The organism is Pseudomonas sp. E6002 (genome assembly GCF_013385565.1).
In the GTDB taxonomy this organism is placed as follows: domain Bacteria; phylum Pseudomonadota; class Gammaproteobacteria; order Pseudomonadales; family Pseudomonadaceae; genus Aquipseudomonas.
Window position 1 is genome coordinate 1 of sequence record NZ_JACAPT010000009.1, and the last position, 18,965, is coordinate 18,965.

The window sequence follows — 18,965 nt, forward strand, 5'->3', positions numbered from 1 at the left end:
CCGAGAAGATCGAAACGTTAATAGGGCCAAACAACACTGCCTTACTAACTCCTTCTGGGCTTCGATGATCTGAAGCAACTCGCTGTCGAAACCTACATAACTCTTTGTTTACCAAGGAGTTTTCCGTTTCGACTGCGCCGGAAGTGGGGCGAATTATAGACAGATATAAAACGCCGTCAACAGTTAATTTCAGGTTTATTCGGATTTAAGCGTAATACGCGCAAATGCCTTCTTGCCGGCCTGGCAAACGTGGGTCGCGCCCAGTTCGTATATAAAGGTGCGATCGACAACCTCACCATCTATACGTACACCGCCAGACCCCAGAAGGTCGCGCGCCACTGCCGAGTTCTTCACCAGGCCCGCCTTATTAAGGACGGCAGCGATCGGCATTGCCTCGCCAGCAGTCAATTCAATCTCAGGCAGATCATCCGGCAGCTCGCCATCCTTCATACGGTTACCCGCAGCACGGTGAGCACTGGCCGCAGCCTCTTCACCATGGAAGCGCGCAACAATCTCTTCAGCCAGCTTGATCTTCACATCCCGCGGGTTAGCCCCAGCTTCCACTTCAGCACGCAGTGCATTGATCTCATCCATCGAGCGGAAACTCAACAGTTCGAAGTAACGCCACATCAGCGCATCCGGAATCGAAACCAGCTTGCCGTACATCACACCCGGCGCTTCCTGGATACCGACATAGTTACCCAGGGACTTGGACATCTTCTTGACGCCATCCAGCCCTTCCAGCAACGGCATCGTCAGAATGCACTGAGCCTCTTGCCCATACGCACGCTGCAGCTCACGCCCCATCAGCAGGTTGAACTTCTGATCAGTACCGCCCAGCTCGACATCGGCACGCAACGCCACCGAGTCATACCCTTGAACCAATGGGTACAGGAACTCATGGATAGCGATCGGCTGATTAGTGGAGTAGCGCTTATCGAAGTCATCGCGCTCGAGCATGCGAGCAACGGTGTACTGGGACGTAAGACGAATGAAATCCGCCGGCCCCATCTGATCCATCCAGGTGGAGTTGAAGGCCACCTCGGTCTTGGCCGGATCAAGAATCTTGAAGACCTGGGTCTTGTAGGTCTCGGCGTTATCGAGAACCTGCTCACGGGTCAGCGGCGGACGCGTAGCGCTCTTGCCGCTCGGATCGCCGATCATCCCGGTGAAGTCACCTATAAGGAAGATCACCTGATGCCCCAGTTCCTGGAACTGGCGCAGCTTATTAATAAGCACCGTATGCCCAAGGTGCAGATCCGGCGCCGTCGGATCAAAGCCGGCCTTAATACGCAGGGGCTGGCCACGCTTGAGCTTTTCGATCAGCTCAGCTTCGACCAACAGTTCTTCCGCACCACGTTTGATCAGCGCTAGCTGCTCTTCAACCGACTTCATAACAGACCCGCAAGGCTCAGATTCAAAAGGGAACCAACCATACAAGATCAGGGACTAATTACAAGTTTTGCCCTGCGCACGGACACCGTTCAGCAAGCCCAGCGTTCGCAAGCTTGCACCACAGATGATTTGGTTATATTTTATACAGTTATTTCATCTTCATCATGTCATTCATCTTTTCCAATTCATCTTTTCAAAGTCAAAATTACTTATGACCACAGAACCGTCTAAAGCGCCGCCGCTTTACCCGAAGACCCACCTGCTCGCCGCAAGTGGGATCGCCGCCCTTCTGAGCCTGGCACTCCTGGTATTTCCTTCCAGCGACGTAGAAGCCAAACGAACGACCCTAAGCCTTGACCTTGAAAGTCCGGTTGAGCAACTGACACAAGATCAAGACGCTTCCGACGCACTTCAAGCCACAAATGGCGCAGCCGAATCGCCGTTTGCCCAGATCGAAAGCAGCGCCGAAGACACCAAGGAAACCGCGCAGGCCGAACCTGCGGTAGTAGAGGCACCCAAGAACCCGCTGCACCGGGAAGTCATTGTTGCCAAGGGCGACACCCTTTCGACCCTGTTCGAAAAGGTCGGCCTCCCCGCCGCGACGGTCAACGATGTACTGGCAAGCGACAAGCAGGCCAAGCAATTCACCCAACTCAAGCATGGCCAGAAGCTTGAATTCGAACTGGCGCCCGACGGCCAGTTGACCAACCTGCACAGCAACGTCAGCGACCTGGAAAGCATCACCCTGACCAAAGGCGCCAAGGGCTTTGCGTTCAACCGCATCACCACCAAGCCGGTCATGCGCTCCGCCTATGTACACGGCGTGATCAACAGCTCGCTGTCGCAGTCCGCCGCCCGCGCCGGCCTGTCCCACAGCATGACCATGGACATGGCCAGCGTGTTTGGCTACGACATCGACTTCGCCCAGGACATTCGCCAGGGTGACGAATTCGACGTGATCTACGAACAGAAGGTCGCCAACGGCAAGGTCGTCGGCACCGGCAACATCCTCTCTGCGCGATTTACCAACCGTGGCAAGACCTACACCGCCGTGCGCTACACCAACAAACAAGGCAACAGCAGCTACTACACCGCCGACGGCAACAGCATGCGCAAGGCGTTCATCCGTACCCCGGTTGACTTCGCCCGTATTAGCTCGCGTTTCTCGATGGGTCGCAAGCATCCAATTCTGAACAAAATTCGCGCTCACAAAGGCGTCGACTACGCCGCCCCGCGTGGCACGCCGATCAAGGCTGCCGGTGACGGCAAGGTCTTGCTGGCTGGTCGCCGTGGCGGCTACGGCAACACCGTGATCATCCAGCACGGGGCCACCTACCGCACGCTGTATGGCCACATGCAAGGTTTCGCCAAGGGCATCCAGACCGGCGGCAACGTCAAGCAGGGCCAGGTGATCGGTTACATCGGCACTACCGGGCTGTCCACCGGCCCGCACTTGCACTACGAGTTCCAGGTCAACGGCGTGCACGTCGACCCACTGGGCCAGAAGCTGCCAATGGCCGACCCGATCGCCAAGGCCGAGCGCGCTCGCTTCCTGCAGCAGAGCCAGCCATTGATGGCCCGCATGGACCAGGAGCGCTCGACTCTCCTGGCTTCGGCGAAGCGCTAAGCCATGTCGCTCTATATAGGTGTGATGTCCGGGACCAGCCTTGATGGCCTGGACATTGCGCTGATCGAGCAAGGCCCGGCGATCAAGCTGATCGCCACCCACTACATCCCCATGCCCGAATCCCTGCGTTCCGAGCTGCTTGGCCTGTGCGCCAGCGGCCCGGACGAGATTGCCCGTTCGGCGCTCGCGCAGCAGAACTGGGTGACGCTTGCCGCCCAAGGTATTCACGCCTTACTCGATCAGCAGAACCTCAAGCCCCAGGACATTCGAGCGATTGGCAGCCACGGCCAAACCATTCGTCACGAACCTGCACGGGGTTTTACCGTGCAGATCGGCAACCCGGCGCTGCTCACCGAATTGACGGGAATCACCGTCGTCAGTGATTTCCGCAGCCGCGATGTCGCCGCCGGAGGCCAAGGCGCCCCGCTGGTGCCTGCATTTCATGAGGCACTGTTTGGCGAGCGTACGGGCAACCGCGCCGTACTGAATGTGGGCGGCTTCAGCAACCTCAGTCTGATCGAGACCGGCAAACCGGTCGCGGGCTTCGACTGCGGCCCGGGGAATGTCCTGCTGGATGCCTGGATTCACCAGCAACGCGGCGAGAACTTCGACCGCGATGGCCAGTGGGCTGCCAGCGGGAAGGTTGAACCCCAGCTACTCAAGGCATTGCTCAGCGATCCGTTCTTTGTGACCAAGGGGCCAAAAAGCACCGGTCGCGAAGTCTTCAACCTGGGATGGCTTGAGCATCACCTGGGACGATTGCCGCCATTCGCAGCCCAGGACGTGCAAGCCACATTGCTCGAGCTGACTGCCCTGACCATCGTCGAATCCCTGCAAACCGCCCAATCACAGACCGAAACCCTGCTGGTCTGCGGCGGCGGCGCCCACAACGCAACCTTGATGAGCCGCCTGAGCGCCCTGCTGCCGGCGACCCAGGTCAGCAGCACCGCCACCTGCGGCGTAGACCCTGACTGGGTCGAAGCCATGGCGTTCGCCTGGCTGGCCCATTGCTGCCTGGAAGGCATCGCCGCCAACCGCCCCAGCGTCACCGGCGCCCGCGGCCTTCGTGTACTCGGCGCGATCTACCCCGCCTGAATCCCACACAGCAAAACGCCGCTTGGCCCTATCAAGGCCAAGCGGCGTTTTTATATCCGCTGTCGATCAGATCGAGAACGAAGACCCGCAACCACAAGTGGTGGTGGCATTCGGGTTCTTGATCACGAAGCGCGAACCTTCCAGACCTTCCTGATAGTCCACCTCGGCTCCTGCCAGGTACTGGAAGCTCATCGGATCGACAACCAGGCTGACGCCCTCGCGCTCAACGATGGTGTCGTCATCGGCCACGTCTTCATCGAAGGTAAAACCGTACTGAAACCCTGAACAACCGCCGCCCGTAACAAATACGCGCAGCTTCAAGCGATCATTACCCTCTTCATCGACCAGGCTCTTCACCTTGTGCGCAGCACCGTGGGTGAATTGCAAAGCCGTGGGGGTGAAGGATTCAACGCTCATGCTGATAATCTCCCGGCGTAGCGCCGCCATATGCGTGATGGCGGGCATTATCCGCTTCTCCTAGAAAAGCGGTCAACTATTGTTACGGTATATCAATCTGCGCAGCGGCCATTAAAAACACGAAAGGCCCGATCAACGGGCCTTTGCGCAACAGCAGAAAATTTACGGCAGCATGCCCGCGTGGGACAGGCCCAGCTTCTCATCCAGGCCAAACAGGATGTTCATGTTCTGCACAGCCTGGCCCGAAGCGCCCTTGACCAGGTTGTCGATGACCGACAATACCACCACGAGGTCACCATCCTGTGGACGATGCACTGCGATACGGCACACGTTGGCACCGCGCACGCTGCGGGTCTCCGGGTGGCTGCCCGCCGGCATCACATCGACGAACGGCTCATTGGCATAGCGCTTTTCAAACAGCGCCTGCAGGTCTACCGAGCGATCAACGACCGTCGCATACAGTGTGGAGTGGATCCCGCGGATCATCGGTGTCAGGTGCGGCACAAACGTCAGGCCGACATCCTTGCCCGCAGCACGACGCAGCCCCTGGCGAATTTCCGGCAAGTGACGATGGCCTTTGACTGCATAGGCTTTCATGCTTTCCGACGTCTCGGAGTAAAGCGAACCTACAGCGGCCCCACGACCAGCACCACTGACGCCCGACTTGCAGTCAGCAATCAGCCGCGATGCATCCGCCAGCCCGGCTTCCAGCAATGGCAGGAAACCCAACTGCGTAGCGGTCGGATAGCAACCCGGCACAGCGATCAGGCGTGCTTGCTTGATCTGCTCACGATTGACTTCCGGCAGGCCGTACACCGCCTCTTCCAGCAACTGCGGTGCACCGTGAGGCTGGCCGTACCACTTGGCCCACTCATCGGCGTCCTGCAGGCGGAAGTCTGCCGACAAGTCGATCACCTTGGTGCCGGCGGCCAGCAACTCGCCCGCCAGGGCATGGGCCACACCGTGGGGCGTGGCGAAGAACACCACATCGCAGGCGCCCAACGTCTTGATATCCGGAACGCTGAACGCCAGGCCGTCATAGTGGCCTCGCAGGTTCGGGTACATATCGGCCACAGCCAGGCCGGCCTCGGATCGGGAAGTGATCACCACCACCTCAGCTTGCGGATGCTGAGCCAACAGACGCAGCAATTCGACACCGGTGTAACCCGTGCCGCCGACGATACCGACCTTGACCATAAACCTGCCCTCAACGAACCCACTGGAAAGCCGTCGATAATAGGGTTCGTATCGTCCTGCGACAACCTTCAACATGACGTGTAGACGCAAGAGCCACTACTATCTTCAGCTACCGTGAACCTGGGAATAACTAAAAATGCTTTATCTATGGGTCAAAGCCTTTCATATCGTCAGCATCGTCTGCTGGTTTGCCGCGCTGTTCTACCTTCCGCGCCTGTTCGTCTACCACGCCCAAAGCGAGGACACCATCAGCAAGGAACGCTTCAGCGTGATGGAGCGCAAGCTGTACCGCGGCATCATGGGCCCGGCGATGATCGCCAGCCTGGTGTTCGGCGGCTGGCTGATCTACCTCAACCCGGCCATCTTTCAATCCGGCGGGTGGATCCACGCCAAGTTGACCCTGGTAGTACTGCTCATCGGCTACCACCATATGTGCGGCGCGCAGGTAAAACGTTTCGCCCGTGGCGAAAACACCCGCAGCCATGTCTTTTATCGCTGGTTCAATGAAGTGCCAGTTCTGATATTGCTGGCTATCGTAATTTTGGTCGTGGTCAAACCGTTCTAATCTCTATTACTCGGGGTACTTCCAATGTCGCTGCCCGCTTCGCTCGAACAAAATCTGCGCCTGCCCGTCGTGGCTGCGCCGATGTTTCTGATCTCCAACCCGCAACTGGTGCTGGCCTGCTGCCGCAACGGGATCGTCGGCAGCTTCCCTGCCCTCAACCAGCGGGAAAGCAGCGGCTTCAAGGCGTGGCTGGAAGAAATCGAAGCGGGCCTGGCGCTGCTGGATAACCCGGCGCCCTATGCGGTCAACCTGATCGTGCACAACAGTAACCCGCGGGTGGAAGCTGACCTGGCGATCTGCGTCGAGCACAAGGTGCCGATCGTCATCACCAGCCTGGGCGCGGTGAAAGAATTGGTAGACGCGGTGCATAGCTACGGCGGCCTGGTATTCCACGATGTCACGACCCGGCGCCACGCCGAAAAGGCCGCTGAAGCCGGCGTCGATGGCCTGATCGCCGTTGCGGCGGGCGCCGGCGGCCACGCCGGCACCTGGAGCCCGTTCTCGCTGATCGCAGAAATCCGTCAGTTCTTCGACAAAACCCTGCTGCTCGCCGGTTGCCTGAACCACGGCCACGAAATCCTCGCCGCGCAACTGCTCGGCGCCGACCTGGCCTATTTCGGCACGCGTTTTATCGGCACCACCGAAAGCCATGCCCCAGATGCCTATAAAGAGATGCTGCTCACATCGCGCGCCGCCGACATCGTGCACACTCCAGCCGTCTCCGGTGTTCCCGCAAGCTTCATGCGCCAGAGCCTGGAAAATGCCGGTTTCGACCTCGCCGCGCTGCAAGGCAAGGGTGAAGTCAATTTTGGCTCCAAGCTCAAGCCACTCAACGACGAAGCCAAAGCCTGGAAGACCGTGTGGTCCGCCGGCCAGGGCGTCGGAGAGATTGATGATTTGCCCAGCGTCGATGAACTCGTGGCCCGCCTGGATGCCGAATACCGCAAGGCGCTCGAGCATGCGGCACAATTGCCTGAACGCTGGCCACGCTGATCCGCGATTCAAAGCCTGCTGATCAAGGCAGGCCTCCCCTATTCAAGTGACAAGGATGCCCGCATGAGCGACAACCGTTTCAAGATTGTGTTTGATGGCGCATTGCTCCCGGGTGTCGAAAGCACCACCGCCAAGCTGAACCTCGCCGAGTTGTTCAAAAGTGATGTCGACGCGATCGAAAAGCTTTTCACCGGCCGCCCGGTCGCGCTGAAACGCGACCTTTCCCGCGCCGATGCCGAGACCTATCTGCAAGCGCTGAAAAACGCCGGGGTGGATGCGCGGATAGAAGAAGAGCAGCCGGTCGCCTTCAGCCTTGCCGAAACCCATGAAACGGACTCCGGCAGCGCGACTGGCTACACCCGCCCCGCCGCATCGCCTTACGCCCCGCCCCGGGCCGCGGTTGGCGAGAACCTGCCGGAGTTTTCCACCCTTAAGGTATTCACCGTCAACGGCCGGATCGGACGCCTGCGCTTCCTGGCGTGGACGCTGGTGCTGAGCGTGGTGATCCTCCTCGTCTCAAGCGTGTTCTTCACCGTCGGACTTGGTATCGCTGCGGTCTCTCCGACGATTGCCATGGTCATTGGCTTCCTGGTGGGGATTGCCATACTCGTGGCCGCTGTGTGGGTCAGCGTACAGATCACCGTGCAGCGCCTGCATGACCTGGGCTGGTCCGGCTGGCTGTGGTTCCTGCACCTGGTGCCCTTCGTTGGCAGCATCTTCCCGATCCTGCTGATGGTCCTCCCCGGTAACACGGGCGCAAACCAGTACGGCGCGCCACCACCGCGTAACTCCACTGCGGTGAAAATCCTCTCCGCATTGTGGCTCGCATTCATTCCGCTGGTATTTGCCGGCGCGGTGTTGGTTGGCATGAGCGGCTACCTGGATCAACTGGAAAGCGATGTAGGTGGCAGCTACGAAAGCAGCTCCATCAACTCCGATGACGACAGCGACCAGGCCACCACCGTCGATGAAGTCGATGTGCAAAGTGCTGACGACACAGCCGAACCTGTAGACTCTACGCAACAGTGAAAAACGCCCGACGCCTGTGACGCCTCTGTCACAGGCCCGGTAGCGTTGCGATGGAGAAACGCATGACCCGTTACGCTCTGATCACCGGTGCCTCCAGCGGCATCGGCCTGGCCTTGGCCGAAGCACTGGCCCGTCGCGGCCGCAGCTTGATTCTGGTGGCCCGCCAGCGTGATCAGTTGGAAAGCATTGCAATCGAATTGACTCAGCGCTTCGGCGTCGAGGTGCTGTTCCGTGCCTGTGACCTGGGCGAGCCCCTGCGGCTCTCCGGGTTCCTGCTGGAACTGGAAGAAGGCGAGCGGCAGATCGACCTGCTGGTCAACTGCGCCGGCATCGGTACCAGCGGCCCGTTCCTGGCGCAGGACTGGATGACCGAGCAGGACCTGATGGAGGTCAACATCCTCGCCCTGACCCGCATGTGCCACGCCCTCGGCAACGCCATGGCCCTGCACGGCGGCGGGCAGATTCTCAACGTCGCGTCGGTTGCCGCGTTCCAACCCGGCCCGTGGATGAGCACTTACTACGCCAGCAAGGCCTACGTGCTGCACTTTTCCGAAGGCTTGCGCGAGGAACTGAAGACCTGCGGCATCAAGGTTTCCGTTCTTTGCCCCGGCCCGACCCGCACCGCATTCTTCGGCACCGCCCAAATGGACACCGCCAAGCTGGATCGCAGCCAACAGTTGATGAGCCCGGAAGAAGTCGCGCTCTACACCGTGCGTGCGCTGGCCAAGAACAAAGCCATCATCATTCCCGGCCGGCGTAATCGCTGGCTGGCGTTCAGCCCGCGCCTGAGCCCGCGCTGGCTGACCCGCAAGATCGCCGGCGCGATCAACAAGGCCTATTGCCCGCGCTGATCGCCTGAGTACACTCACCCTGCACTTTCACAATGGAGAAACAGCTGTGGATACTCTGTTCACCAAGATCATCAACAGAGAAATACCCGCGAAGATCATCTACGAGGATGACCAGGTCCTGGCCTTCCACGACATCGCGCCAATGGCACCCGTGCATTTCCTGGTGATTCCGAAAAAGCCGATCCGCACCCTCAACGACCTCACCGAGGAAGACAAGGCGCTGGCCGGGCATATCCTGTTCACCGCCCAGCGCCTGGCGGTTGAGCAAGGCTGTGAGAAGGGCTTCCGTGTGGTGATGAACTGCAACGAAGATGGCGGACAGACCGTTTATCACATCCACATGCATGTTCTAGGTCAACGCCAGATGAACTGGCCGCCGGGCTGAGCACTACCTGTGGCGAGGCAGCTTGCTGTGGCGAGGGAGCTTGCTCCCGCTGGGCTGCGTAGCAGCCCCAAAAACGAGAGCGCTGCGCACTCCAGCGCGAGCAAGCTCCCTCGCCACACAAGCAATTTGACCCAGCGCAAACGCTTCCCCCTCTCTTGCGGTAAACTGGCCGCCGAGATTCTTCCCGGAGGTCAGCATGACTACCCAACGTCACTACTCGCCGATTGATCGTCTGTTGCTGCAAGCCGATACGGCCATGCGCACGCTGCTGCCATTCAGCGGCCAACCGCACCGCCCGTCGCCCGCCATCGTGCGGCCCGAAGCGCAGATGAGCGAGACCGACACCCGCCACGTCGCCGGCCTGATGCGTATCAACCATACCGGCGAGGTCTGTGCCCAGGCGCTGTACCAGGGCCAGGCCCTGACCGCCAAGCTGCCGCAAGTGCGCGCCGCGATGGAACATGCCGCCGAAGAAGAAATCGATCACCTGGCCTGGTGCGAACAACGCATTCGCCAGTTGAACAGCCATCCGAGCGTGCTGAACCCGCTGTTCTACGGCTTATCGTTTGGCATTGGTGCGGTGGCCGGGCTGATCAGCGACAAAGTCAGCCTGGGTTTTGTGGCCGCCACCGAGCATCAGGTGTGCAAACACCTCAATGAACACCTCGAGCAACTGCCGGCTGAAGACGAAAAGTCCCGGGCGATTCTTGAGCAGATGCGCATTGATGAAGAACATCACGCCGAAAGCGCGCTGGACGCGGGCGGCTTCCGCTTCCCGGCACCGGTGAAATTTGGCATGAGCCTGCTGGCCAAGGTCATGACCAAAAGCACGTACCGCATCTAGTTTCAGCAGAAAACAAAAAAGGGCGCTATCAAGCGCCCTTTCTTATTGCCTGCCGATTGAAGAATCAGCCCAACTCAATGATCTCGTAATCATGAGTGATGGCAACGCCCGCAGCGCCCAGCATGATCGAGGCCGAGCAGTACTTCTCTGCCGACAACTCGATGGCCCGCTTGACCTGGGCTTCTTTAAGCGCCCGGCCCTTGACGACAAAGTGCATGTGGATCCTGGTAAACACCTTCGGGTCTTCGGTGGCACGCTCGGCTTCCAGGAATGCTTCGCAGCTTTCCACCGCCTGGCGGGACTTCTTCAGGATGCTCACCACATCGAAATTGCTGCAACCGCCTACACCGAGCAGGAGCATTTCCATCGGGCGTACGCCCAGGTTGCGGCCACCGGCTTCCGGCGGGCCGTCCATGACCACCACGTGGCCACTGCCCGACTCACCGAGGAACATGGCTTCGCCCGCCCATTGGATGCGTGCCTTCATCGCCCAGACTCCACTGCTAAAAAAGGGTCGCCAGCTTAGCACAGCACTTTGGGCCGGCAGCGTTTCCCATGAAAGCGATCAACAGCAGGGTTTGCTGGGTAAATTCCCTAATGAAGTCAGAATGTGTCTGTTAAGCTGGCGCCAAATCAATGGCGCATTGCCATCCATTGGATGATGTAGCTTAGCCGTTGATCGCGCTGGATAAAAAAACAAGCTCACCAACACCGTGCAGTCTTTTCGGGATACAACCATGGTTGCTATTACTCCCACACCCAAAATCAAGAACCTCGACAAACTGCTGATGCATTGTCAGCGCCGGCGTCATCCAGCCAAGCACAACATCATCTGCGCGGGCGAGCGCTCGGAATCCCTGTTCTTCATTATCAAAGGCTCGGTCACCATCCTGATCGAGGATGACGATGGTCGCGAAATGATCATCGCCTACCTCAATACCGGTGATTTCTTCGGTGAACTCGGGCTTTTCGAACAAGCCGGCAAGGAACAGCAACGCAGTGCCTGGGTGCGGGCCAAGGTCGAATGCGAAGTCGCCGAGATCAGCTATACGAAATTTCGCGAACTGGCCCAGCAGGATCCCGACATTCTGTACGCCCTGAGCGGCCAGATCGCACAGCGCTTGAGAGACACCACGCGCAAAGTCGGCGACCTGGCGTTCTTCGACGTCACCGGCCGGGTTGCCCGCTGCCTGCTGGAGTTGTGCAAGCAACCGGACGCCATGACCCATCCCGACGGGATGCAGATCAAGATCACCCGCCAGGAAATCGGGCGGATCGTCGGTTGCTCAAGGGAAATGGTTGGCCGTGTGCTCAAGGACCTGGAGGAACGCAACCTGGTGCATGTCAAAGGCAAGACCATGGTGGTCTTCGGTACGCGTTAAACCGGCAGGAAACTCGCAAGCATCTGACGGTACAACGTATCAAGCCGGGCAATCGCATCTGGCGCCGCAAAGGCTTCGTGCAGGGCGATGTGGCTTTCGGCGCACACCCGTTGTTCCAGGCCGCATGCTTCATTGAAGCGATTGACCGCGGCGATCAATTCGACGCGATCGTCATCCAGCAGCAACGCACCATGCACCAACCCCACCGGGCGACCGCCACTCTGGCGCCAGCGCTGGGCGGTACCGACCATTTTGCGACCATCAAGGTTGACGTTGTAGCGACCGTCGCAAAACGCACCGTCGATCTCGCCCACCGACGCGTTGCCACCCAACTCGATCAGCAGGTCGCAAATCGGCTGGCACAGACGCTGGTAGCCGGTTTCGATACGGCCCTGGTCACCTTCACTGCGTGGTGGCGCGTAGACCAACGCGATATTGACCGTGGCTGCCGATTGCGGGACAGGCTCACCGCCCGTTTCCCGCAGCAGCACCGGCCAACCGGCGCCTGCCGACACCTGGCTGGCGGTCTCGAATGCCGGAAGGCGGCTCAAACGACGAGGCATCACCAACGCTTGATCGCTGGGCTGCCAGAAAAGCAGGCCGAACGGTTGCTCGCCGGCACAGACCGCGGCGAGCAAATCCTGCTCGGCCTTAAGCCCTGCCTCGACCGTCATCGCCACCGGCTGGGTCATGATCAATCCAGGGTCGAGCCACTGACGGCAACGCCACGCTCCGGGAAGAACAGGCGCTGCAATTCAGCCCCCGGGTTCTCGGCACGCATGAAGGTTTCGCCGACGAGGAACGAGTACACGCCGCTGATTTCCATCAGTTCCACATCGGCGCGATTGACGATGCCGCTTTCGGTGATCACCAACCGGTCGCGCGGGATGCGCGGCAACAGGTCGAGGGTGTTTTCCAGGCTGACTTCGAAGGTGTGCAGGTTGCGGTTGTTGACGCCCACCAACGGTGTGTCGAGGGTTTTCAACGCGCGTTCCAGTTCATCACCGTCGTGCACTTCCACCAGCACGTCGAGGCCGACGCTCTTGGCCACGGCCGCCAGTTCAGCCATTTTCACGTCATCCAGTGCGGAGACGATCAACAGCACGCAATCGGCGCCCAAGGCACGGGCTTCGACGATCTGGTAGGGGTCGACCATGAAGTCCTTGCGGATCACCGGCAGCGAACACGCCGCACGTGCTTGCTGCAGGTACAGGTCGGAACCCTGGAAATAGTCGATATCGGTCAACACCGAGAGGCACGTCGCGCCGCCCTTCTCGTAGCTTTTGGCGATGTCTTCAGGGATGAAGATCTCGCGAATCACGCCCTTGCTCGGCGAAGCCTTCTTGATTTCAGCGATAACGGCCGGCTGTTTTTCCTTGGCCTGCTTGATCAGCGCATTGGCGAACCCACGCGGTGCATCAGCGGTTTTCGCCAGGCCTTCCAGCTCAGCCAGGCTGACCCGGGCACGGCGCTCAGCGACTTCTTCTGCCTTGCGGGCCAGGATTTTTTCCAGAACGGTCGGAACACTCATCCTTCATTCTCCACTTTGAACACCGCAGTAAACGCACCCAGTTCTTCGAGCTTTTCGCGCGCCAGCCCGGTGTGCAATGCATCATGAGCGAGGGCAACACCCTCTTTAAGACTGTAGGCGTGATCCGCGGCGTACAGCGCCGCACCGGCGTTGAGCACAATCATTTCTGCGGCTTTCTGGCCGTTTTCGGTCTTGCGGCGTCCCAGGGCATCGCGAATCAGTTCAAGGGAGGCTGCCGGGCTTTCTACCGCCAGGCCGTGCAGGCTCTGGCTTTTCATGCCGAGGTCTTCTGGCTCGACCCAATACTCGGTGACCTGGTCGTTCTTCAACTCCGCCACGAAGGTCGGTGCCGCCAGGCTGAACTCGTCGAGGCCATCCTTGGAGTGCACCACCAGCACGTGCTTGCTGCCCAGGCGCTGCAGGACTTCAGCCAATGGCCGGCACAGCGCCTGGCTGAACACGCCCACTACCTGATGCTTCACACCGGCCGGATTCGTAAGCGGGCCGAGCATGTTGAACAGGGTACGCAGGCCCAAGTCCTTGCGCGGGCCGGCGGCGTGTTTCATCGCGCCGTGATGGGACTGGGCAAACATGAAGCCGATGCCGACATGATCGATGCAGCGCGCCACTTGTACCGGGGTCAGGTTCAGGTAGATACCTGCTGCTTCCAGCAAATCGGCGCTGCCGCTTTTACCCGACACCGCGCGGTTACCATGCTTGGCCACGGTGCAGCCGGCAGCGGCCACCACAAAGGAAGAAGCCGTCGACACGTTGAAAATGTTCGCACCGTCGCCGCCGGTGCCGACCACGTCGACCACGCCGTCGAGGGTCTTGAGTTCAACCTTGTCGGCCAGCTCACGCATGACCGACACAGCGCCGACGATTTCGTCGATGCTCTCGCTCTTCATGCGCATGGCCATCATGAACGCGCCGATCTGCGCGTCGGTGCATTGACCGGTCATGATCTCGCGCATCACATCGCTCATTTCAGCGGTGCTCAGGTCCAGATGGCCGACGATACGGCTCAGGGCAGTCTTGATATCCATGAAAAGTCCTTAGCGCGTGCCGCCGCTCTGCTTGAGAAAGTTAGCGAACAGCTCGAAGCCCTGCTCGGTCAAAATCGATTCCGGGTGAAATTGCACCCCTTCGACGTTCAGTGTCTTGTGACGCAGGCCCATGATCTCGTCGACGGAGCCGTCTTCCAGCTGGGTCCAGGCCGTCAGCTCAAGGCACTCGGGCAGGGTTTCACGCTTGACCACCAGCGAGTGGTAGCGGGTTACCGTTACCGGCAGGTTCAAACCCTGGAATACGCCCTGGTGCTTGTGAAATACCGGGCTGGTCTTGCCGTGCATTACCTGGCGGGCGCGGACGACGTCGCCACCAAAGGCCTGGCCGATGGACTGATGGCCCAGGCACACGCCCAGAATCGGCAGCTTGCCGGCAAAGTATTGGATGGCTTCGAGGGAGATGCCCGCTTCGGTCGGCGTACACGGGCCTGGGGAGACGACGATGCGTTCAGGGTTCAACGCGGCGATCTGGGCCACGGTCAATTCGTCGTTGCGCACCACCTTGACCTCGGCGCCGAGCTCGCCCAGGTACTGCACAACGTTGTAGGTAAAGGAGTCGTAGTTATCAATCATCAGCAACATGTGGGTTAAAACCTCTTGAATTCACTGACTTCTAATGACGGCCTTCCAAGGGAGTGACCCGCTGCCAGACGCACTTTCCGGTTGCCGGGGTTGGTCGGCAAGGGGCGTTTAACAGAGGGTGAAGAAGGCAAATCGGTACAGGTCCGGCGGGGCCGGTAGAGAAAAGTTAGGCGCGCCAACGCCAACGGGCGTGTGCCTTGACTACTCGCATCAAGAGTTTGCTGATGATCAACACGGGGAGGGTCTCATTCATACGTTCAGGCACAGTAACGTAGCCTCGCCAACGGTGCAATATCGAGCCGCAAATACGGGGGAAACTGCCCGACTGATAATTGGCGTCAAACTTTTCAGAACCCTTCCAAGGGCGCTACAGTCACAGTGCTGACAAAAAAACAAAATCATGGACGGACTCATGACCAAGATGCCCTATTTCACCCCCATCGTCGGCTGCCTCTTGGCGCTGGCATGCTCGCAAGCCTTCGCCGCGCCCTCGCCTTATTCGACGATGGTCGTTTTCGGTGACAGCCTGGCCGACGCCGGTACATTTGCCGACCCTGGCGCACCGGGCTCAACCTATCGCTTCACCAACCGCACCGGCCCGCAATACTTCGACGGCAGCGGCGAAAGCACATCGCTGATCTCCTCGACGTTATTGGGCGGCAAGCTGGGGGTTGCCCCGGGCGACCTGAATGCCTCGACCTCGCCGGAGCGCGCCGCGCTGGGCCAGCCAGACGGCAATAACTGGGCCGTCGGCGGCTACACCACCCAACAGATCTACGATGCCATCACCGGTAACTCCACCGTCACCGACAGCGACACCGGGCAGGTATTGCGTACACGTCCCGGATACCTGGCATCAACGGGGGGCCGAGCCGACCCCAACGCGTTGTACTTTCTCTCCGGCGGCGGCAATGACTTCCTCGACGGCCTGGTCCTCAGCCCCGACCAGGCCTCGGCCGCAGCCGGGCGCCTGGCCGACAGCGCCCAGGCGCTGCAACAGGCTGGCGCCCGTTATGTAATGGTATGGATGCTGCCGGACCTGGGCCTGACACCTGCCGTCAATGGCACCCCGCTCCAAGGGGCCGTCAGCACCCTGGCCGGCGCGTTCAACCAGACCCTGGTACAGCGCCTGTCGCAAATCGATGCGCAGATCATCCCGCTGAACATTCCGTTGCTGCTCAAGGAAACCTTTGCCGATCCCGGGCGTTTTGGTTTTGCCACCGACCAGAACCTCAACCAGACGTGCTTCAGCGGCACCACCTGCAGGAATCCGGTGTATGGCGTCGGCGGCACCAATCCGGACCCGACCAAGCTGATTTACAACGACACCGTGCACCCGACCGAGGCCGGCCAGGCACTGATCGCCGACTACGCGTATTCGCTGCTGGCAGCCCCCTGGGAAATCACCCTGCTTCCGGAAATGGCCCAAGGCACCTTGCGCGCCCATCAGGATTCATTGCGCAACCAATGGCAAGCCGACTCCCGTAGCTGGCAGGCCGTGGGCCAATGGCGGGCGATCGTCGACGCTGGCGGCCAGCACCTGGACTTCGATGATCAGAACAGCTCGGCCAGCGGTGACGGCAGCGGCTATAACCTGAACATCGGTGGCAGCTACAGGCTCAATGACGAGTGGCGCGTGGGTGTGGCAGCAGGCTTCTATCGCCAGAGTCTTGAGGCTGGCGCCAGCGATTCGGACTACAAGCTCAACAGCTACCTGGGCACCGCGTTCGCCCAGTATCAGGAAGATCACTGGTGGGCCGACGCCGCATTGACCGGCGGCAAACTGGACTTCGACAACCTCAAGCGCAAGTTCGCCCTGGGCATCAGCGAAGGCACCGAGAAAGGCGACACCGACGGCTGGCTATGGGCATTGAGCGCACGGGTTGGGTATGACATCGCCGAGCCGAACAGCGAGTGGCACTTCTCACCCTTTATCAGCGCTGACTATTCGCGGGTCGAGGTGAATGGTTATTCGGAGAAAGATGCCCGTTCCACCGCGCTGACGTTTGATGACCAACAGCGCGACTCCAAGCGTTTGGGAATCGGATTACAAGCCAACTACCGCTTCACCCCGCAAACCCTGGTGTTTGGCGAAGTGGCCCACGAGCACGAGTTTGAAAACGATACGCAGCGAGTGGGCATGTCCCTCAACAGCGTGCCGGGGATTGATTTCAAACTGGACGGCTACACGCCACGCAGCAATTCGGATCGCTTGAATCTGGGGATTACCCACAAGGTGACCAAGGACCTGGCGTTGAACGCGGCCTATAACGTGAGAAAGGATGACAACTTTACCCAGCAAGGGCTGAGTGTCGGGGTGAGTCTGGATTTCTGACTCGGACTTGAAACTGACAAATACCAAATGTGGGAGCGGGCTTGCTCGCGAAAGCGGTGCGACAGTCACCTTATATGTCGACTGATACACCGCCTTCGCGAGCAAGCCCGCTCCCACATTTTTGATCTACGTCTGACTTCAGCCCTGCGGGGTCTGCTCAGCCAACGCCACCGCACGGAACATCGCCCGGCGCTTGTTCAGCGTCTCTTCCCATTCCAGGGCCGGTACCGAGTCGGCCACGATCCCGCCGCCCGCCTGCACGTGCAGTTCGCCGTCCTTGATCACCGCCGTACGGATCGCGATCGCAGTGTCCATATTGCCGTTCCAGGCGAAATACCCCACCGCGCCGCCATACACACCACGCTTGACCGGCTCCAGCTCGTCGATGATTTCCATCGCGCGAATCTTCGGTGCGCCCGACAAGGTGCCCGCCGGCAGGATCGCCCGCAGTGCATCCATCGCCGTCAACCCGGCCTTCAGCTCGCCGGTGACGTTGGACACGATGTGCATCACGTTGGAGTAACGCTCGATCACCATCTTCTCGGTGAGTTTCACCGAACCGATTTCCGAGACACGCCCGGTGTCGTTGCGGCCCAGGTCGATCAGCATCAAGTGCTCGGCGATTTCCTTGTCGTCGCTCAACAGGTCCTGTTCCAGCGCCAGGTCCGCCTCTTCGGTCGCACCGCGAGGGCGGGTGCCGGCAATCGGGCGCACGGTGATCAGGTTGTCTTCCACACGCACCAGCACTTCCGGCGAACTGCCCACGACGTGGAAGTCGCCAAAGTTGAAGAAGTACATGTACGGCGTCGGGTTGAAACAGCGCAGCGCCCGGTACAAATCAATCGGCGCGGCCTTGAAGTCGATGGACATGCGTTGCGACGGCACCACCTGCATGCAGTCACCGGCAAGGATATATTCCTTGATGGTATCGACCGCACGCTCGTAGTCATCCTGGGTAAAGCTGGAGCGGAACACCGGGTCAGCCGCCGGTGGACGGCTGAGGTCCAGGCCGCGACGCGGGGTGATCGGCTGGCGCAGTTTTTCCAGCAGCGCTTCCAGGCTCGCCTGGCCTTGCTCGAACGCATCGGCCTGGGAAGGATCCGCCAACACGATAGCGTGCATCTTGCCCGCGAGGTTGTCGAACACCACCACCGCGTCGGAAACCATCAGCAGAATGTCCGGCACACCCAACGGATCGGGGTTCGGGGATTTGCCCAGGCGTTTTTCCACGTAGCGCACGCAGTCGTAGCCGAAGTAACCCACCAGGCCGCCGTTGAAGCGCGGCAGACCGGCGATGGTCGGCACGTTGTAGCGCGCCTTGAATTCCTCGACGAAGGCCAGCGGGTCTTCCACGTCATGGCTTTCGATCTCGACGCCGTCCAGGGTGATGCTCACATGGTGATCATGTACCCGCAGCACCGTGCGGCACGGCAGGCCGATGATCGAATAACGGCCCCATTTCTCACCGCCCTGCACCGACTCCAGCAGATAGGAGTTGGGCTCGTCGGCCAGTTTCAGGTAGATCGACAGCGGGGTGTCGAAGTCGGCCAGGGTTTCGCAGGCCATGGGGATACGGTTGTAGCCGGCAGCGGCCAAACGCAGGAATTCTTCGCGGATCATGAGGTGCCTCGTGGCTTGAGGGTCTAACGGTCAGGTGTGCAAACGTGCCG

At 60.0% G+C, this 18,965-nt stretch carries 19 protein-coding genes; 10 read left to right on the forward strand and 9 right to left on the reverse strand.

Features of this window, described 5'->3' with window-relative positions:
• Window positions 1–195 precede the first annotated feature (195 nt).
• Window positions 196–1,395, reverse strand: a complete 1,200-nt coding sequence (gene tyrS / locus HX815_RS06280; protein WP_003210928.1) for a tyrosine--tRNA ligase — start codon at window positions 1,393–1,395, stop codon at window positions 196–198.
• A gap of 211 nt (window positions 1,396–1,606) precedes the next feature.
• Here tyrS and HX815_RS06285 point away from each other — a divergent pair, with 211 nt between their 5' ends.
• Together HX815_RS06285 and HX815_RS06290 are read left to right on the forward strand one after the other, a co-directional pair.
• On the forward strand, window positions 1,607–3,022 hold the full coding sequence (locus tag HX815_RS06285) for a peptidoglycan DD-metalloendopeptidase family protein (protein WP_003210931.1): 1,416 nt from the start codon (window positions 1,607–1,609) through the stop codon (window positions 3,020–3,022).
• A gap of 3 nt (window positions 3,023–3,025) precedes the next feature.
• Window positions 3,026–4,117 carry an anhydro-N-acetylmuramic acid kinase gene (locus HX815_RS06290; RefSeq protein ID WP_177027965.1) on the forward strand — a complete coding sequence of 364 codons (1,092 nt, stop codon included), beginning with the start codon at window positions 3,026–3,028 and terminating at the stop codon, window positions 4,115–4,117.
• Window positions 4,118–4,183: 66 nt separating this feature from the next.
• On the opposite strand, the gene erpA is transcribed toward HX815_RS06290, so the two are convergent.
• Both erpA and argC read right to left on the reverse strand, forming a co-directional pair.
• Window positions 4,184–4,534, reverse strand: a complete 351-nt coding sequence (gene erpA, locus HX815_RS06295) for an iron-sulfur cluster insertion protein ErpA (protein ID WP_003176443.1) — start codon at window positions 4,532–4,534, stop codon at window positions 4,184–4,186.
• 162 nt (window positions 4,535–4,696) lie between these two features.
• Window positions 4,697–5,731 (reverse strand): N-acetyl-gamma-glutamyl-phosphate reductase, encoded by a 1,035-nt coding sequence (argC, locus tag HX815_RS06300; RefSeq protein ID WP_003210935.1) that lies wholly within the window; start codon window positions 5,729–5,731, stop codon window positions 4,697–4,699.
• 136 nt (window positions 5,732–5,867) lie between these two features.
• On the opposite strand from argC, the gene hemJ reads away from it, so the two are divergent.
• The 6 genes from hemJ to coq7 all read left to right on the forward strand — a co-directional run bounded on the left by hemJ (window position 5,868) and on the right by coq7 (window position 10,398).
• Window positions 5,868–6,296 (forward strand): protoporphyrinogen oxidase HemJ, encoded by a 429-nt coding sequence (hemJ, locus tag HX815_RS06305; protein WP_003210937.1) that lies wholly within the window; start codon window positions 5,868–5,870, stop codon window positions 6,294–6,296.
• 24 nt (window positions 6,297–6,320) lie between these two features.
• Window positions 6,321–7,289, forward strand: a complete 969-nt coding sequence (locus HX815_RS06310; RefSeq protein ID WP_008434459.1) for a nitronate monooxygenase family protein — start codon at window positions 6,321–6,323, stop codon at window positions 7,287–7,289.
• 63 nt (window positions 7,290–7,352) lie between these two features.
• Entirely contained in the window at window positions 7,353–8,318 is a 966-nt protein-coding gene (locus tag HX815_RS06315) for a DUF805 domain-containing protein (protein WP_087694716.1), read from the forward strand.
• A gap of 62 nt (window positions 8,319–8,380) precedes the next feature.
• On the forward strand, window positions 8,381–9,169 hold the full coding sequence (locus HX815_RS06320; RefSeq protein ID WP_010167219.1) for an SDR family oxidoreductase: 789 nt from the start codon (window positions 8,381–8,383) through the stop codon (window positions 9,167–9,169).
• Between the two features lie 46 nt (window positions 9,170–9,215).
• Window positions 9,216–9,554 carry a histidine triad nucleotide-binding protein gene (locus HX815_RS06325; RefSeq protein WP_003210943.1) on the forward strand — a complete coding sequence of 113 codons (339 nt, stop codon included), beginning with the start codon at window positions 9,216–9,218 and terminating at the stop codon, window positions 9,552–9,554.
• Between the two features lie 196 nt (window positions 9,555–9,750).
• Window positions 9,751–10,398, forward strand: a complete 648-nt coding sequence (gene coq7, locus HX815_RS06330; RefSeq protein WP_003210945.1) for a 2-polyprenyl-3-methyl-6-methoxy-1,4-benzoquinone monooxygenase — start codon at window positions 9,751–9,753, stop codon at window positions 10,396–10,398.
• A 64-nt stretch (window positions 10,399–10,462) separates the two neighbouring features.
• Here the strand turns inward: coq7 and HX815_RS06335 are convergent, their stop codons facing one another.
• Window positions 10,463–10,885: an OsmC family protein gene (locus HX815_RS06335; RefSeq protein WP_003210947.1), complete on the reverse strand. Its 423-nt coding sequence runs from the start codon at window positions 10,883–10,885 to the stop codon at window positions 10,463–10,465.
• 250 nt (window positions 10,886–11,135) lie between these two features.
• Between HX815_RS06335 and crp the strand changes: the two genes are divergently transcribed.
• On the forward strand, window positions 11,136–11,780 hold the full coding sequence (gene crp, locus HX815_RS06340; protein WP_003210949.1) for a cAMP-activated global transcriptional regulator CRP: 645 nt from the start codon (window positions 11,136–11,138) through the stop codon (window positions 11,778–11,780).
• On the opposite strand, the gene HX815_RS06345 is transcribed toward crp, so the two are convergent.
• From HX815_RS06345 to HX815_RS06360, 4 genes are read right to left on the reverse strand one after another with little or no spacing between them, the layout of a single operon-like run.
• Complete coding sequence (locus HX815_RS06345; protein ID WP_177027966.1) at window positions 11,777–12,472, reverse strand: lipoate--protein ligase family protein; 696 nt, start codon at window positions 12,470–12,472, stop codon at window positions 11,777–11,779. The two genes, crp and HX815_RS06345, sit on opposite strands and share 4 nt — an antisense overlap.
• A gap of 2 nt (window positions 12,473–12,474) precedes the next feature.
• Entirely contained in the window at window positions 12,475–13,311 is an 837-nt protein-coding gene (gene trpC / locus HX815_RS06350) for an indole-3-glycerol phosphate synthase TrpC (RefSeq protein ID WP_102606385.1), read from the reverse strand.
• A complete protein-coding gene (gene trpD, locus HX815_RS06355) occupies window positions 13,308–14,357 on the reverse strand; it encodes an anthranilate phosphoribosyltransferase (RefSeq protein WP_003210955.1) in 1,050 nt (349 codons plus the stop codon). The genes trpC and trpD overlap by 4 nt, the downstream gene beginning before the upstream one ends.
• A gap of 9 nt (window positions 14,358–14,366) precedes the next feature.
• The gene (locus tag HX815_RS06360; RefSeq protein WP_134327403.1) at window positions 14,367–14,960 is read right to left on the reverse strand and encodes an aminodeoxychorismate/anthranilate synthase component II; all 594 of its coding nucleotides are present in this window, start codon (window positions 14,958–14,960) and stop codon (window positions 14,367–14,369) included.
• Between the two features lie 412 nt (window positions 14,961–15,372).
• On the opposite strand from HX815_RS06360, the gene estP reads away from it, so the two are divergent.
• Window positions 15,373–17,295, forward strand: coding sequence for an esterase EstP (gene estP, locus HX815_RS06365; protein WP_003210959.1), 1,923 nt, complete (start codon window positions 15,373–15,375; stop codon window positions 17,293–17,295).
• A gap of 138 nt (window positions 17,296–17,433) precedes the next feature.
• Here estP and trpE read toward each other — a convergent pair whose 3' ends face one another.
• Window positions 17,434–18,915 (reverse strand): anthranilate synthase component I, encoded by a 1,482-nt coding sequence (gene trpE, locus HX815_RS06370; protein WP_087694720.1) that lies wholly within the window; start codon window positions 18,913–18,915, stop codon window positions 17,434–17,436.
• Window positions 18,916–18,965 lie beyond the last annotated feature (50 nt).